The 15,536-nt window shown below is 58.1% G+C and carries 12 protein-coding genes, 1 tRNA gene and 1 pseudogene; 12 read left to right on the top strand and 2 right to left on the bottom strand.

What is annotated here, in order from left to right; all coding sequences use genetic code 11:
* Nucleotides 1-21 precede the first annotated feature (21 nt).
* From AC3A4E_RS01505 to galE, 10 genes and pseudogenes are all read left to right on the top strand, one after another.
* A pseudogene (locus AC3A4E_RS01505) lies at nucleotides 22-225 on the top strand (UDP-glucose 6-dehydrogenase); the annotation flags it as partial.
* Complete coding sequence (locus AC3A4E_RS01500; RefSeq protein ID WP_487629810.1) at nucleotides 225-1,517, top strand: WcaI family glycosyltransferase; 1,293 nt, start codon at nucleotides 225-227, stop codon at nucleotides 1,515-1,517. The pseudogene AC3A4E_RS01505 and the gene AC3A4E_RS01500, both read left to right, overlap by 1 nt.
* The gene (gmd, locus tag AC3A4E_RS01495; protein WP_487629809.1) at nucleotides 1,514-2,641 is read left to right on the top strand and encodes a GDP-mannose 4,6-dehydratase; all 1,128 of its coding nucleotides are present in this window, start codon (nucleotides 1,514-1,516) and stop codon (nucleotides 2,639-2,641) included. The genes AC3A4E_RS01500 and gmd overlap by 4 nt, the downstream gene beginning before the upstream one ends.
* Nucleotides 2,638-3,573, top strand: a complete 936-nt coding sequence (gene fcl, locus AC3A4E_RS01490; RefSeq protein ID WP_487629808.1) for a GDP-L-fucose synthase — start codon at nucleotides 2,638-2,640, stop codon at nucleotides 3,571-3,573. Before gmd ends, fcl begins: the two co-directional genes overlap by 4 nt.
* A gap of 1,832 nt (nucleotides 3,574-5,405) precedes the next feature.
* Nucleotides 5,406-6,596 carry a polysaccharide pyruvyl transferase family protein gene (locus tag AC3A4E_RS01485; RefSeq protein ID WP_487629807.1) on the top strand — a complete coding sequence of 397 codons (1,191 nt, stop codon included), beginning with the start codon at nucleotides 5,406-5,408 and terminating at the stop codon, nucleotides 6,594-6,596.
* A gap of 115 nt (nucleotides 6,597-6,711) precedes the next feature.
* The gene (locus AC3A4E_RS01480; RefSeq protein WP_487629806.1) at nucleotides 6,712-7,947 is read left to right on the top strand and encodes an O-antigen polymerase; all 1,236 of its coding nucleotides are present in this window, start codon (nucleotides 6,712-6,714) and stop codon (nucleotides 7,945-7,947) included.
* A gap of 261 nt (nucleotides 7,948-8,208) precedes the next feature.
* Complete coding sequence (locus AC3A4E_RS01475) at nucleotides 8,209-9,042, top strand: glycosyltransferase family 4 protein (RefSeq protein ID WP_487629805.1); 834 nt, start codon at nucleotides 8,209-8,211, stop codon at nucleotides 9,040-9,042.
* Nucleotides 9,043-9,237: 195 nt separating this feature from the next.
* The gene (locus AC3A4E_RS01470) at nucleotides 9,238-10,635 is read left to right on the top strand and encodes a mannose-1-phosphate guanylyltransferase/mannose-6-phosphate isomerase (RefSeq protein WP_487629804.1); all 1,398 of its coding nucleotides are present in this window, start codon (nucleotides 9,238-9,240) and stop codon (nucleotides 10,633-10,635) included.
* A 124-nt stretch (nucleotides 10,636-10,759) separates the two neighbouring features.
* Nucleotides 10,760-11,203, top strand: coding sequence for a GDP-mannose mannosyl hydrolase (locus AC3A4E_RS01465; protein WP_487631988.1), 444 nt, complete (start codon nucleotides 10,760-10,762; stop codon nucleotides 11,201-11,203).
* Nucleotides 11,204-11,320: 117 nt separating this feature from the next.
* Nucleotides 11,321-12,301, top strand: coding sequence for a UDP-glucose 4-epimerase GalE (galE, locus tag AC3A4E_RS01460; protein WP_487629803.1), 981 nt, complete (start codon nucleotides 11,321-11,323; stop codon nucleotides 12,299-12,301).
* Here the strand turns inward: galE and AC3A4E_RS01455 are convergent.
* Nucleotides 12,238-12,966: a phosphatase PAP2 family protein gene (locus tag AC3A4E_RS01455; protein WP_487629802.1), complete on the bottom strand. Its 729-nt coding sequence runs from the start codon at nucleotides 12,964-12,966 to the stop codon at nucleotides 12,238-12,240. The two genes, galE and AC3A4E_RS01455, sit on opposite strands and share 64 nt — an antisense overlap.
* A gap of 187 nt (nucleotides 12,967-13,153) precedes the next feature.
* Between AC3A4E_RS01455 and AC3A4E_RS01450 the strand changes: the two genes are divergently transcribed.
* A tRNA-Arg gene (locus AC3A4E_RS01450) sits at nucleotides 13,154-13,230 on the top strand.
* A gap of 74 nt (nucleotides 13,231-13,304) precedes the next feature.
* A complete protein-coding gene (gene crcB, locus AC3A4E_RS01445; protein WP_487629801.1) occupies nucleotides 13,305-13,748 on the top strand; it encodes a fluoride efflux transporter CrcB in 444 nt (147 codons plus the stop codon).
* Nucleotides 13,749-13,833: 85 nt separating this feature from the next.
* Here the strand turns inward: crcB and AC3A4E_RS01440 are convergent, their stop codons facing one another.
* The gene (locus AC3A4E_RS01440; protein WP_487629800.1) at nucleotides 13,834-15,417 is read right to left on the bottom strand and encodes a S41 family peptidase; all 1,584 of its coding nucleotides are present in this window, start codon (nucleotides 15,415-15,417) and stop codon (nucleotides 13,834-13,836) included.
* Nucleotides 15,418-15,536: the final 119 nt, after the last annotated feature.

The following is a 15,536-nucleotide window of genomic DNA, read 5'->3' as shown; positions in this document are numbered from 1 at the left end:
CACCACACTAGAGTTGTTGGCATGAAACGCATCAAGGCAAAGGGCATCGAAGTCATCGTGCACGAGTCGGTGCTGGACGCACCCGATTTCTTCAACTCCCGCGTCGTCAACGATCTTATTGCTTTCAAGCGGGAAGCAGACGTCATTCTCGCCAATCGCATTACCGATGACGTGGCCGATGTTGCCGGCAAGGTCTACAGCCGCTACCTGTTCGGAGGCGACTGATGGCACGCATCCTCGTCGTCGGCATTAACTACGCACCCGAGAATATCGGCACCGGCAAGTACACGTCGGAGATGTGCGAATGGCTTACTGCGCGTGGACACCAGGTCCGCGTGATCACCGCACCGCCTTACTACCCCGCGTGGAAAGTCTGGAAAGGCTTCAACGCGCATGCGTGGAAGCAAGAACAGCGGAACGGCGTCGAGCTGATCCGCTGCCCCCTGTGGGTGCCGGGCAAGCCCAGCGGGTTAACTCGCCTGCTGCATCTGGCGAGTTTCGGCGCATCGAGCCTGCCGGCCCTGTTGGCTTCGATCGCATGGAAGCCGGACCTAGTGATCAATATCGCACCGACGCTCGCCAGCGCACCCGGCGCTTGGCTGGCTGCAAAGTTGGCACGTGCCAAGTGCTGGCTGCATATCCAAGACTTCGAGCTCGACGCCGCGCTCGATATGGGCATCATCGATGCGGGTCCTGCTAAGCGCTTCGCGGCAACCTGCGAACGCTGGCTGCTGGGTGCGTTCGATCGCGTTTCGACCATTTCGGAGAAGATGCTCGCGCGCCTGGGAGACAAGGGCGTCGCCGAAGCGCGGCAGGTCGCATTTCCGAACTGGGCCGATATCGCGTCGATCACCCCATTGCGGACTCCCAGCCCATATCGAGGTCAGCTCGGAATTCCCGAAGACGCCATAGTCGCGCTGTATTCCGGCAACATGGGCCTGAAGCAGGGACTCGACGTGTTGGGCGACGCTGCGCGCGAGTTGTCGCGCAAGGATTCCGCCGATCAAACGAGGATACATTTCGTCTTCGGTGGCGAAGGTCCGGCGCGAGAACTGCTGCAGCAGTCCTGCCAAGGGCTCGGGAATGTCCACTTCCTGGACCTGCAGCCGATCGAACGCCTCAACGACTGGTTGGGCCTCGCCGATATCCATTTGTTACCACAACGCGCCGACGTGGCGGATCTGGTGATGCCCTCAAAGCTGACGGGCATGCTCGCAAGCGGACGCCCTGTGCTGGCGACTGCCTATCCGGGGACAGGCGTGACAAACGCACTCGCCGAGTCAGGCGTGGTCACACCACCAGGCGATGTACCTGCATTCGTCACAGCGCTCGGCAGGCTTGCTAGATCGACGTCCCTGCGCGCCACCCTCGGCGTAAACGCGCGCAAGCAGGCTGTCACCACGCTGTCCCGCGACAGCATCCTCGCTCGTTTCGAGCAAAACGTATCCGAACTGCTTGGAACAGCGACTGCTGCCGGCACGACTTCCAATACTCATACGACCCAGGATCAGGCATGACCAAGCGCGCACTCATCACCGGCATCACCGGCCAGGACGGCTCCTACCTCGCCGAGCTGTTGCTCGAGAAAGGTTATGAAGTCCATGGCATCAAGCGCCGGGCGTCTTCATTCAACACGCAGCGCGTCGATCACATCTATCAGGATCCGCATGCGCCCAATCCCAAGTTGCACCTGCACTACGGCGATCTGAGCGACAGCGGCAACCTGACAAGGATTCTGGCTGAGGTGGACCCCGATGAGGTCTACAACCTCGGTGCCCAGAGTCACGTGGCCGTGAGCTTCGAAGCGCCCGAGTACACCGCGGACGTTGACGCGCTCGGCTCGCTGCGCCTATTGGAAGCGATCCGCTTTCTCAAGCGTACCGACAAGACCCGCTTCTACCAGGCCTCGACGTCCGAACTCTATGGGCTCGTGCAGGAGAACCCCCAGCGAGAGACCACTCCATTCCATCCGCGTAGCCCATATGCGGTGGCCAAGCTCTATGCCTACTGGATCACGGTGAACTACCGAGAGGCCTACGGGATGTATGCGTGCAATGGCATCCTGTTCAACCATGAAAGCCCCCGCCGTGGCGAGACCTTCGTGACGCGCAAGATCACGCGTGGACTCGCGAACATTGCGCAGGGCCTAGAGTCGTGTTTGTTTATGGGTAACCTCGACTCTCTGCGCGACTGGGGGCACGCCAAGGATTATGTCCGCATGCAATGGATGATGCTGCAGCAGGACGTGGCCGAGGACTTCGTCATCGCGACGGGCGTTCAGTATTCCGTACGCGAGTTCATCACTTGGTCGGCAGCAGAGCTCGGCATCAAACTGATGTTTTCAGGCGAAAGCGTGGAAGAAATTGCAACGGTAACCAGCGTAGATGGTGATAAGGCACCGGCGGTCAAGGAGGGCGATGTTCTCGTGCGTATCGACACGCGCTACTTCCGTCCTGCAGAAGTCGAGACTCTGCTCGGCGATCCAACCAAGGCGAAGACAAAGCTCGGCTGGGTACCTGAGATCACTGCGCAGGAGATGTGCGCGGAAATGGTTCTCGAAGACTTGAGGATTGCGCGGAGACATGCGCTACTCAGGGCCCACGGGCACGATATGCCGGTGAGTTTGGAGGGGGGGCGATGACCTACGAGCTTTCGGGAAAGCGCGTTTGGGTCGCTGGGCACCGAGGAATGGTTGGAGGCGCCGTTGTGCGCCGGCTTGAGACAGAACACTGCGACGTAATTGTTGCAGGTCGCGACGAAGTCGATCTGATCGAACAGGCCCAAGTGCGTTCCTGGATGGCAAAAGCCAAGCCGAATGCCATCGTCCTAGCTGCGGCCAAGGTGGGCGGGATCAAAGCGAACAGTGATTCTCCGGTCGACTTTCTTTATCAAAACCTCATGATCGAGGCAAATATTCTGCAGGCTGCCCATGAGCAGGATGTGGCGCGCGTGCTCTTTCTAGGATCCTCATGCATCTATCCCAGACTGGGAACGCAGCCAATCAGAGAGGACAGCTTGCTGACAGGGCCTTTGGAGCCAACTAACGAGCCGTACGCCATTGCCAAGATTGCTGGCATCAAACTGACCCAAGCGTATCGCACGCAACATGGTCGTGACTGGATCTCGGCCATGCCTACCAATCTTTATGGGCCAGGCGACAACTATGATCTTGACTCCTCACACGTACTACCAGCTCTTCTGCGCAAGCTCCACGAGGCCAAAGTGTCGGGAGCGAAACAGCTAACAGTCTGGGGATCGGGTACGCCGCTGCGCGAGTTCATGCACTGCGATGATTTAGCCGATGCGCTGATATTCTTGCTTAAAAATTATTCGGGGTACGAGCACGTCAATGTAGGCTCTGGGGTGGAAGTGAGTATCCGCGAGCTCGTCAACACCATAGCTAGCGTGGTGAACTACGAAGCTGAACTGGTATTCGACATCACTAAGCCGGACGGAACGCCACGAAAGCTGATGGATTCGACCCGCCTGACCGCAATGGGCTGGAGGAAAAATCGTAGCCTCCGAGACGGTATACACAACGCATATGCGCATTTCCTTGAGGCAGAAACGTGACCAAAGCACTAGGTCAAACGCTTACTATTGCCATGCGCGATCATCGTACTAAACCTGTTGCAACTGCGCAGCTAATTTTAGAGTTCTCGCCGCTTGGATGCCAGCGGTGATTGACAGATCGTCGACCGACGGCAAAATCGAAGAGATCTGCGTCCATGCGCGAGCCTCGTCGCTTGGGGTTTGCCTCGACAACGGTGAGATACACTTCGTCGCGGCGATGAAGGTCGTGCGCGAGAGTCACGGAGCCGTTTTTCGAAGAGTCGGGGAAGCTTTCCTTCCTAGCCCTGCAGCCCATTGTGCACTTCAATGACCGGCTGGGCCTCTCGGACATCTATCTTCATCCACAGCGCTTGGATGTGGCCGATGTCGTGATGCCTTTCAACCCGACAGGAATGCTTTCAAGGGAGACGCCCTGTCTTGCGACTGCGTCTGCAGAGGCTAGTGTGGCGAACGCTTTCGCCTAAGAACCGAGAGCCGAGGGCACGATGAAATCATCGGCTAGCGAAACGGAAATGCCACCCTCCGAAACAACGCCAGCACTCATCCCTATCAGACGCAACAGCAGAGAATCGAGTGGCGGAATCCGCCTAAAGTAAAATGAGCTTTCGAAAAACAATCGTATCGTTTGGCGATCAGGCTTGCTCGGCAGCATTAACGTTTGGGTCGATCTTAATCGCGGGCCTATTGCTTACACCGAAAGATTTCTCTGCCTATGCAGTCATAGCCGGCACAGCAGCGCTGGTGCAGATGGTTTGCGGAAGTATAGTTTCTGCTCCCACGGTATACTTTTTTAATTCATACGATCGCTACCGAAGCGCTCGCTACTTGCGTGGCGCGTATTTCGCAATTTTTATAATTGGCGTAGCTAGCATTCCGGCTCTTTACGCGACTTTGTCTGGGTTCAGCAAAGCAGGTCCGCTCAGCGCGCTGCTCTCAGCTGCGCTTGGCCTCTCTTGGTCTGCATTCGATCTGACGAGAAAACTTTTGATCTCCGAGAGGGGCCACGCCAGCAAGGCATCCCTAGCTTCTCTCTCGCTGCTAACAACTATTCTGATCACCCTCTTTATAAGCGGGCTTCTAAGCACCACCTCTATTTGCATTTCGCTAATAGCGTCGTACACATTAGGCGGTCTACTAATCTACAGTCCGCCGCCAGCCAACGCACGAAAGAAGTACAACGATTCGTTTCTACCAAAACTCGCTGACACGTTAGTGCAGAACTGGCGATACTCAAAAAGCCTTATCGCCGGCGTCCTACTCTATTGGTCGTATGCTCAAGGGTACTTGATCTTCCTGGAAAGATTGTTTGATCCCAACGAATTCGCAACTTTTCGAATTGTAGTTAGCCTGTGCTCGGTATCTTCAATTTTCATGGCTTACATCGAGAATCGGCATGTGCCAGCTCTGTGCAGAGCAAGGTCGTCGGACGACACGCAAATCTACGCCGCAAAAGTATCCCTCCTAGCTAGGGATTCTAATCGCCTAGCAATTGCTTTCCTTATCAGTGGGTGCTTCACTTCGTACCTAGCCTTCACATTCATTTATTCTCATAAGTATCATGCGCCGCATCCCGCGATCTTTGCTCTAATCTGCGCATCGCAGTCCCTGCTAATCTGGTCACGAACGCAAATAGTAATAAGCAGAGCCGAATCAAAAATGCATATTGTAATGACTGCCCACGCACTGGCATTGCTTTCATTTGCAACGATCGGATTAGTTCTTCCGATAAAACTTGGCTTAGATGGCGCCGCCGCCGCTTACTTTATAGGTAGCGTCGTTTTTGTAATATCACTTATCGTCAATTCTAGAAATAAACTCAAGGGCAGTTCGCGATGCGAGTACTAATTATCAATGCCTACTCTGCCTCGAATCGAGGAGACGCAGGTATCGTCGTTGCGATGATCCACTACTTACGCAGAACGTGGCCAGACTGCGAGATCAAAGTGATGTCTTCGCATTGGGCAGAGAATGAGGAGTTCTATTCGCGGTATGGGGCGGATTCGGTACCCGCTGTGTGGGAATTAGATCCGAGCCATGGAAAGGCCAGAAGAATTTTTGTGGGGCTTCTGCGGGTGGCTAGGTCCATCGTCAGTCCGGGATCCTTCTATCACTATTCCAACGCGGACGTGGTAGCTTCCGCGGGCGGCGGCTATCTTTACTCTTCACGAAAAGGACCTCTAGGCCTAGGTCTTCTAAGCTCGTTGTTTCACTACTGGCTTTCCTCAAGACTAAGGAAACCCACCGTCGGCTTTCCTCAAAGCGTTGGCCCCTTCAGAGGGAAGATTGATTTATTCTTGGCGACGTATGTTCTTTCTAAGTCGAGCTTAATTTTCAGCAGAGAGCGATCAACATCCGAACTGCTTTCGAATTATGGTATCAGGTACATCGAGGTTCCCGACATTGCCTTTGCCCTTGGAAAGAAAGATGTCGTTCGAGATCAGAGACTGCCCATTCTTGGGTTAACTGTGCTCGACTGGTCATTTGCCGCCAGAACCAGTGACGCTAGCAAAGCCGGTCGCGAGTACCTCTTAAATATAGCCTTCTTAGTCAAGAAACTCTTGGTGAAGTTCCCAAACCTAGAAGTCCGGATTTTTCCTCAGGTCGATGTTGGGCCCGGGGACACTGATGTACCCTTCTCGGAGGAATTGTGCAGGTTAGTCGGCCACTCTAACTGCGCAGTAAGGAGGCTCGATTCAGACCTTACGCCCGAAGGCATAATCTCGAAATACTCGGAATGCAGCGTATTCCTCGCCAGTCGAATGCATTCCGCGATATTCGCTCTGGCTGCCCGGGTTCCAACAGTTGCTCTTGCCTATCAGCCGAAAACACATGGAACCTTCGAAATCGTCGGGCTGCCAGAATACTGTCACGGGGTAGACGATTTCGACAAAGATCATGTTTTCTCGCAGTTATCGGAGCTAATTGTAAATCCGTCTGCCCAACCCTCAGTCGACAGCAGCAGCGTATATAAGTTGCTGGACGAAGGGTTAGCACAACTGGGATTTAAGAATGCTCATAGCTAGTACATGCATACTAATTAATACCGTACTACTAACATTTCTTTGCTTAGTCTCTTCTCGCAAGTCGCCTGGCGGGATATTCTCAGCTGTCTTTGTTACTAGTGCTGGGCTGTTATTGATGTACGTGCTGCGCCCTACATACATGCTCATGCAGAATAGCTGGGGCGTGGCTCCGCATTACATGAGCAGGCTTGATCAGGATTTTGATTTATTTATTTGGTCCAACGTTCTTTCTACGTTGGGTGTGCTGACCTTTTTTTCTCTGGTTTCCGTCTACCTGCTTAGAGCGAAGAGGCCAAGCAGAACATCGCCACGAGGAGCCAATAGGAATCCTTCTGAAACTAAAGCGATTAACTTAATTTTTATGGTCTTGCTACTCACGTGCGCTCTGTTGCTTTCGTACGGTATCGCGGAAGTCGGTAGCTTCGCGAATTTTTTTGTGCTCATGGGAAGCAGGGCGATGCTCTTCAAGACGATTTTTGGAGACTACGGGTTTTACATTGAAGCGATCTTTTTCCTCCTAATCTCCTCGCTTTTGCTTGTCTTTACTAACTCCGTACGCAATCAAAGTAGAATTTCATTCCCGCTTGGGGTGGGAGTGATCTCCACCATAGTGCTCACTGCTTCGTTAGGGGGGCGGTCAAATATTCTTTTTCTCATTGTGGGTCTGATGTACGTTCACTCTGTGGTATTCCCAGAGTTTGGAGTGTCAAAGAAGAAAATATTCGCGCTAATCTTTAGCTTAGTATCCTTTGGTATCGCCTACCGCGTAGCACTTAGAGATATCAACTTTGAAGCCAACGAGGATGTATCCCTAGTCGATCTTCTAGCAGATAGCGTGGAAAACTCCTTCGCGTTTCTAGTTGGGGGATTTGACTTCGTTCAGGTTGACGCGTTAATGGTGCTTCTGTCGGATCACCACATCTCTCTTAGACTCGGCGAGACAGTTGGAGCAGCATTCGTCTCGTTCGTTCCTCGCGCCCTCTGGGATACAAAACCTTATGGCGCGATGGCAGATTTCACTCAGACTTATTTTAATTCTCATTACCAAAACTCGACAGGCGGCGAGTTTGTTGTCTCCTGGCTAGGCGAGGGATACATGAACTTCGGCGTGGCCGGCATTCCATTGTTCGCGATTTTCTGCGCTTTGTTTGTGATTCTTATTGACAGGATGGGTAGGTCGACGACCTCTCTATACGGGCTGGTCGTCTGCTCTATTCTCGTCAGTCGACCGTTCAATCTCTTCAAAGCTGATTTCTTTAATAACTTCATGGCGATGGGAAAGCTTTTAGCCCTTCCCGTGCTCTTTTATACGATCTATGTTTACTGCAGAAGGTTGAAGGCGTCCTCCTGAATGAAAATATGCTTGATAGGGCCTCAGCCGCCCCCCGTTAACGGCTGTGCGTATGCGAATTACACGTTCTCGCATCTAGCGGCGCAGGCTGGTAACGAAATTAGAATTATTAATACCGCCTCCGCCCAGATCTCGTCGGACCAGGGCGCAAAATTTTCCATCTTGAAGATCCTTCGCTTTCTCAAAACATACCTTCAAGTTTACAAAGTCTTTGGCTCGGATGTTATATATGCTACTCCAGGACACACTTACTTCGGTGTCATGAAGTACGCGCCGTTCCTTCTTGCTGGCTTGATTCTTCGCGTGCCTTATGTACTGCACTCTCATGGAAATCATCTGGGCAAACACTATGCTCAGCTCAAGGGGGTAAAAAAGAGAAGCCTGCGATTCTTTGCCTGCAGAGCATCTGCTGGAATCGTTCTCTCTGAGACGCTTCGTGCAAATTTTTCCGAACTGATCCTCGATGATAGAGTTCATGTTGTCGAGAACTTCGCGGGTCGCGATTTGACTGATCATCCCCGCACCGAAAAAAATGTAGATCTGCTGAGAATACTTTGGCTCAGCAATCTCATGAAAGAGAAAGGGATTTTCGAATTACTAGACGCGCTCGGCGGCCTGCTTGAATCAGGAATCCCTTTTACGGCGAGTATCGCTGGGCATGTCGAGGATGGTCTCACCGAAGAGCTATCAACGCGGATGAAGGCCCTGGGTTCCAAGGTTCAGTACCTTGGAGTAGTGTCTGGCGAAACGAAGTTACGGCTGCTGCTCGATTCGAACGTGCTCGTTTTACCGACATACTATGTTATGGAGGGGCAGCCAATAGCTCTTATTGAAGGTATGGCAGCTGGCAATATCATTGTTACGACTGCTCACGCCGGAATTCCCGACATCGTTCAGAAAGAGAATGGATATATAGTTCGAGCGAAAGATTCAGGCGAGTTACTGAGGGTACTTCGGTCGATTTCCGAGAACCTGCCGGCAGATATCGAGAAGTTTTCTGAGCATAATCGCGTCCTCGCCAAGAATCGGTTCACGGAAGAAGCTTTTGCGATTAAAATAATTAGCGTTCTCCAGGCCGCGCTAGAAAAACGCTGAACTAAACCCACCGCATCGCTGTTGGGTCTAAGCACCCCGTACATCCGCCCCTCTCTTTAGCGCAAAACATTTCGCAAGCCCACGGAAGCCAGTTTTTGATTTATTGGACTGGGAAGATTAATCGCGCTTTAACAAAACGGGTTGGTTGTCCGGGAAATTCCTTAAGGTTTGCTGTTAACTAAGGCCTAGTTTCTCATGCTTCCAGTCATTCTCTCCGGCGGGTCCGGTACCCGACTTTGGCCCCTTTCGCGCGAGGTCTATCCCAAGCAGTTCCTGTCCCTCGCAGGCAAGGACACGATGCTGCAGGCGACCTGGCACCGGGTGTCGGCGCTGGCGACATCTGCGCCGATCGTCGTCAGCAACGAGGACCACCGCTTCATGGTGGCCGAGCAGTTGCGTGAGGCCGGATGCACGCCCTCGGCAATCTTGTTGGAGCCCGTTGGCCGCAACACCGCGCCCGCGATCGCAGTCGCTGCACTCCAGGCGATGGCCGATGGTGCCGATCCATTGATGTTGGTGCTGCCCTCGGATCACGTGGTGTCCGACGCCGCCGGGTTCCGCGCAGCTGTCGCCGAAGCGGCTGCCGCCGCAGACGCTGGAAAGCTGGTGACCTTCAGTATCGTGCCGACTGCGCCTGAAACCGGCTACGGCTACATACGTGCAGAGACCGGTGATGGCGTGCGCGCTGTAGCGGAGTTCGTCGAGAAGCCGGATGCGGTCACAGCGGCAGAGTATCTGGCGTCTGGCGCGTACTTCTGGAACAGCGGCATGTTCCTATTCCGTGCGTCGCGCTATCTGGAAGAGTTGGGTCGACATCAGCCGGCGATGCTGGCGGCCTGCAAGGCCGCGTTCGAGGGCGCGAAGCGCGATCCAGATTTCGTGCGCTTGGACAAAGCTGCGTTCGAGGCGTGTCCGTCGGACTCGATCGACTATGCGGTGATGGAGAAGACCGCCGATGCGGCCGTGCTGCCGATCTCGGTGGGCTGGAACGACATCGGCAGCTGGTCGGCGTTGTGGTCGGTGGCCGAGCAGGATGGCGACGGCAATGCGCACCATGGCGATGTGATCGCGCTGGATTGCCGCAACACGCTTGCGTGGGGAGACGGTCGCCTGGTTACGTTGCTGGGCCTGGACGATGTGGTAGTTGTAGATACCGACGATACGTTGCTGGTAGCACACCGCGACAAGGTGCAGCAGGTCAAGGACGTGGTGGCGCAGCTCAAGCGCGAGTCCCGGCCGGAGGCAAGCCTGCATCGCAAGGTCTACCGGCCTTGGGGCGCGTATGACTCGATCGATTCCGGCGACCGTTTCCAGGTCAAGCGCATCACCGTGAAGCCGGGCGCGGCGTTGAGCCTGCAGATGCATCACCACCGTGCGGAGCATTGGATAGTCGTGCGCGGTACGGCGCGTGTGACCTGCGGTGAGGAGACGTTGCTGTTGAGCGAGAACCAGAGCACGTACATCCCCCTAGGGACGACGCATCGGCTGGAGAACCCGGGCAAAGTGCCACTGGAGCTGATCGAGGTGCAGTCGGGCAGTTACCTGAGGGAAGACGATATCGTGCGGTTCGAGGATGTGTATGGGCGGGGTTGAACGCCTGTTCGCAGGGCTGGTCCAGGGGATCGCTCGCAGTTGGATCTTTGTAGACTGACGGCTTGCCCCTCCAGCCCTCTTTCATATCTGGAGAGGGCTTTGAAGCTGGAGTTTGTCAGTGTCGATGTTGTCGAAAGAGGTGTTCTTGACAGTGGTGGCGAATGCGCCGTTGGTGTCGATCGATCTGCTGGTGCGCGATCTTGCAGGGCGATTGCTGGTCGGATTTCGGACCAATCCGCCGGCGCAGGGATTCTGGTTTGCGCCAGGGGGTCGAGTTCGAAAGGACGAGACGCTGGATGACGCGTTCCGCCGGATTACTGCAGCCGAACTGGGGCGGACGTTTGCGCGCAGCGATGCCGGACCTGCCGTGGTGCACGAGCATTTCTATGCCGAAGACTTCACCGGAGGTCCTGCAGGTACGCACTATGTGGTGTTGGCGCACGTGCTGCTTGTGGATCCGGATTCCCTCGACCTGCCTGTAGATCAGCACAGCGGGTATCGATGGGTGGAAGCCGAAGAAGGGCTGGCGGATTCGGAGATTCATGCGAATACGCGGGCCTATTTCTGATACGTCCGGCGCTGCTCCGACACACGGTAAAAACACTGGATCCCGGCCTTCGCCGGGAGGACGCTTTGAATGGACCAGCTTGCGCTGGAATGACGGGACGGTTGGGTGAGTAATCGGATGAATCAGCGGATTCTGGTTTGCGGCGGCGCTGGCTACATAGGTAGTCATATGGCTAAATGGCTCGATCGGCACGGCGCCGATGTCGTTGTGCTAGACAACCTGTCGACCGGGCACCGCGAAGCGGTGCGCTTCGGGCAGTTGATCGAGGCGGATCTGCTGGAACCGACGTCGTTGGATTCGGCCTTCGCGCTTGGGCCCTTCGAGGCGGTAATGCACTTCTGTGCACGCTCGCTGGTGGGCGAGTCGATGCAACAGCCGTACGACTACTACGACAACAACGTGGTGGGCACGCTCAACCTGTTGCGGGCGATGCAGCGGCATGGCGTTGGGAAGATCGTGTTCTCGTCGACGGCGGCTGTGTTCGGCGAGCCGGTGTCCGAGCGCATCGACGAGTTGCATCCCAAGGCGCCGATCAATCCCTATGGCGCCAGCAAGCTGATGGTGGAGCGGGTATTGGCCGACGCGGCCACAGCTTACGGGCTGCGCTCGGTCTGCCTGCGTTATTTCAATGCTGCTGGTGCGAGCGCGGATGGGGACATCGGTGAGGCGCATACGCCCGAGACGCATCTGATCCCGAATGTGCTGCGCGCTGCCTTAGGGAGAGGCGACCGGCTCAAGGTGTTCGGTGACGATTGGCCGACGCCTGACGGTACCTGTGTGCGCGATTACATCCACGTCGACGATCTGGCGCAGGCCCATTGGCAGGCGTTGGCTTACATGGACACGCGTCCGGGCGCGCACGCATTCAACCTGGGTAACGGACAAGGATTCTCGGTACGCGAGGTGATTGCTGCTGCCGAGGCGGTGGGCGGGCGCAGCGTGCCCTGGGATCTAGCCCCACGTCGTGCGGGCGATCCGGCAGTGCTGGTCGCAGCCAGCGATCTGGCGCGTCGGGAGCTCGGCTGGACACCGCGTTACACCTCATTGCCCGAAATCATCGAGACCGCATGGCGTTGGCACTGCGATCCGAAGTTCTGAGCGCTAGCGCGGCCGGGAGTGACAACTTTTACCGTCGTGTCTCGAAGCTGCCTGTGCCATCGCGTGCGATTGACGGGGCGATCGGCGCCAGAAAGTGAAGTGCCAATCTTCTGGAACCAGCGCTCCGCATGCGGGTGCTCCAGGCCGACTTGTGCGAGAAAGCCCAAAGCGAGCAGCAGTGCGAGCGACAAGGCGATCGCGCGCGTATCGAGCGCTTGTTGCCAGAGCGCGCGTACGCTCCAACACGCCGCGGTTCCACCCAGCACGGTGCCGGCGATGACTTCGCTGACGGGGTGCGCGCCGATCGGGACGCGGGACCAGCCCACCAGCATGGCGACGACGATTCCGGTGGCGAGCAAGGTCATGCGCAGCGCGCGCATCCGCACCGGTGCCAACAGCATCAGCATGGCCGGCCAGGCGAGCCACGCGGTCACGGTGTGGCCACTGAAGCACGTGAGGTTCCAGCGACGGATGCCGGTGCCCCAGCCGTAGAAGGCGATCTTGCTGGCGGCGACGAGCAGCAGGCTGACGACGATGAGCAGCGCCCACTGGAGCGCGGCGCGGCGTTGCGCCGGTCCCTGGGTCGCGAGTCCGGCGATGGCCGCGGCGAGCAGCGGCAGCACCAGGGCGGCGTCGCCAAGCAGGGTGAGGCGGGACCAGTTCACGTGTGGAGAGGGCTCGAAACGTTGGATCGGGTGGTGTGCGGGTTCGACGGAGGCGCGATGGATTCCGCAACGTGCTGCCGATCCGGTAGACGATGCTCGGACGGAGACGTGGAGGCTGTCTGCCGGTACGCGGTTTCGCTACAATGCGCGACCGCCCTGCCCGTTCTTGCGGCATGGCGTGGACGACGCGCCTGTAGCTCAGCCGGATAGAGTAGTGGCTTCCGAAGCCATTGGTCGGGGGTTCGAATCCCTCCAGGCGCACCAATTCTGCGATGGTCCGTGCGGTGATTTGCCGCATCCGGGGACATGATGGCGCAGGTATTCCCGATGACTCTGACGTGCCCCCCTCCTGGCGTGACGGCGCTCATGCGCTTGCCGGGGCACGTGCGTTGAACCGGCTCGCACTCATCGCACTGGGCGGTGCATTCGGCTCGGTCTGCCGGTACCAGGTGTCCGTCTGGATGCTGCAGTTCGCAGGCGCAAGCGCGGGTGGTCCGCCGCGGTTTCCGGTCGGCACGTTCGCGGTGAATCTTCTGGGTTGCCTGGTGGCGGGCCTGCTGGCTGGCGGGATCGCGCGGCATGGCTGGTTCACGCCGGATGTGCGGACGATGCTGATCGTCGGCGTGATGGGCGGGTTCACCACATTCTCGGCGTTCGGCCTGGAGACGCTGGCGCTGCTCCGGCGCGGCGACGTGGCGATGGCGGCGGTGTATGTCGTCGCCAGTGTGCTGCTGGGCGTACTGCTGGCAGCGCTTGGCTGGTGGGTGGTCACGCGGGGCTAGATGCCACGCAGGCCGCGCCCGGTCGGCCCGTGTGCCTGCATGCCCGTCCGTGTCGACCGGGCACGCGGCATACGAGGTTGCCGGCTCAGGGCGTGGGCGTCGCCGGCACGTCGGAAGGGGTGGTTTCCGGCGATTCCGACGGCGTGTCCGCATCCGGCGACGTCGGGGCATCCGCAGGTGCGTCGACAGGCGCCGGTTCCGTGGCGGGGGCAGCCGCCGGTGGCGCTGCCGGTGCGGTCGCGGGCGGCGTGTCTTCAGCGTGTACCTGTGCGGTAGGCACCCACGGCTTCTTCAGCTCGGCCAGCGCGGCGTTGATCGGTGCATCGCCGGGCAGCGCTTCGCCACCGGTGGCGCCGTCTTCCTCATCGCCCTGCAGGTGTCCGGGCAGATTGGCTTCGGTGTACGCACTGGCAGCACGCGGGGCGTTCGGATCGGCCGCATCGGCGCCTTCGGGGCGCAGCGTGGTGTCGGGGTCGATACCGCGGGCCTGGATCGAACGGCCACTGGGCGTGTAGTAACGCGCGGTGGTCAGCTTGACCGAGTCGCCATTGTCGAGCGGCAGCACGGTCTGCACCGAGCCCTTGCCGAAAGTGCGGCTGCCGACGACGCGGGCACGGTTGTTGTCGCGCAATGCACCGGCCAGCACCTCGGACGCACTGGCCGAGCCCACGTCCACCAGCACCACGATCGGGGCGCCGTCGAGCAGATCGCCCGGCGTGGCGCTGAACTCGGCGTCGCTGATCGGAATGCGGCCGCGTGTGCTGACGATCTTGCCGCTGTCGAGCAGGTCGTCGGCGATCTGCACCGCGCCGGTCAGCAGGCCGCCGGGATTGCTGCGCAGATCGAGCACGAGGCCGCGCAAGGTGCCGCCGGACTGCTGCTTGAGTTCGCCCAGGGTGCGGGCGAAGTCCGCCGCGGTTTCCACCTGGAACTGGCTCAGGCGGATGTAGCCATAGCCCGGCTCGAGAATGCGGCCACGGACGCTGACCACGCGGATGGTCTCGCGGTCGACGCGGATGTCGAGCGGCGCGGTCTCACCGTCGCGCAGGACGCCCACCATGACCGACGTCCCGGGTGCGCCCCGCAGCGGGCCTGCGCCTTCATGGTCGCTGGGGGTCAACGAGCGGCCGTCGACGCTGATGATCACGTCACCGGCGCGGATGCCCGCCTTCGCGGCCGGCGTACCGTCGATGGGCGCGATGACGCGCAGGCTGCCATCGGGCAGATACATGACCTCGACGCCGATGCCGTCGTAGGCGCCCTCGGTGCCCTCGTCGAAGGCCTCTGCGGCTTCCTTTTCCATGTAGACGCTGTGCGGATCGAGATCGAGCAGCAGGCCGCGGATGGCCGAGGACATCAGCTTGCGGTCCTCGACTGGCTCGACGTAGGCCTGGCGCACGGCATTGAACACGCCGACGTAGCGACGGATTTCCTGCAGCGGCACGCGACTGGCGGCTTGTTCGCCGGCGCCGGGATCGTCCACGGCTGCCATCGCGGCATCCGCTTCGTCGGCGGGTGTCGCGGGCACCGCCTCGGCGGGCGCTTCATCGACCGGCGCTGCGTCGACCGGGGCGTCCTGGACGGGTGCGTCGTCGACCGGCGGAGCCTGCGCGAATACCACGGGCGACACCAGCAACGACAGGGCCAGCGTCAATGAACTCACGCGCATGCGACAACTCCAGGGCGGACGACGCGCGGACATGCGCGTCGCAGGATTATGCGGGGGCGCTGCATGAATGCGTTAAGGATGCGCGGGGATATTCAGTTCCATTCCCCGTATTCCGTTGC

The organism is Luteimonas sp. Soil_N_1 (assembly GCF_057656255.1).
This window is presented reverse-complemented; position numbering and strand designations above follow the sequence as displayed.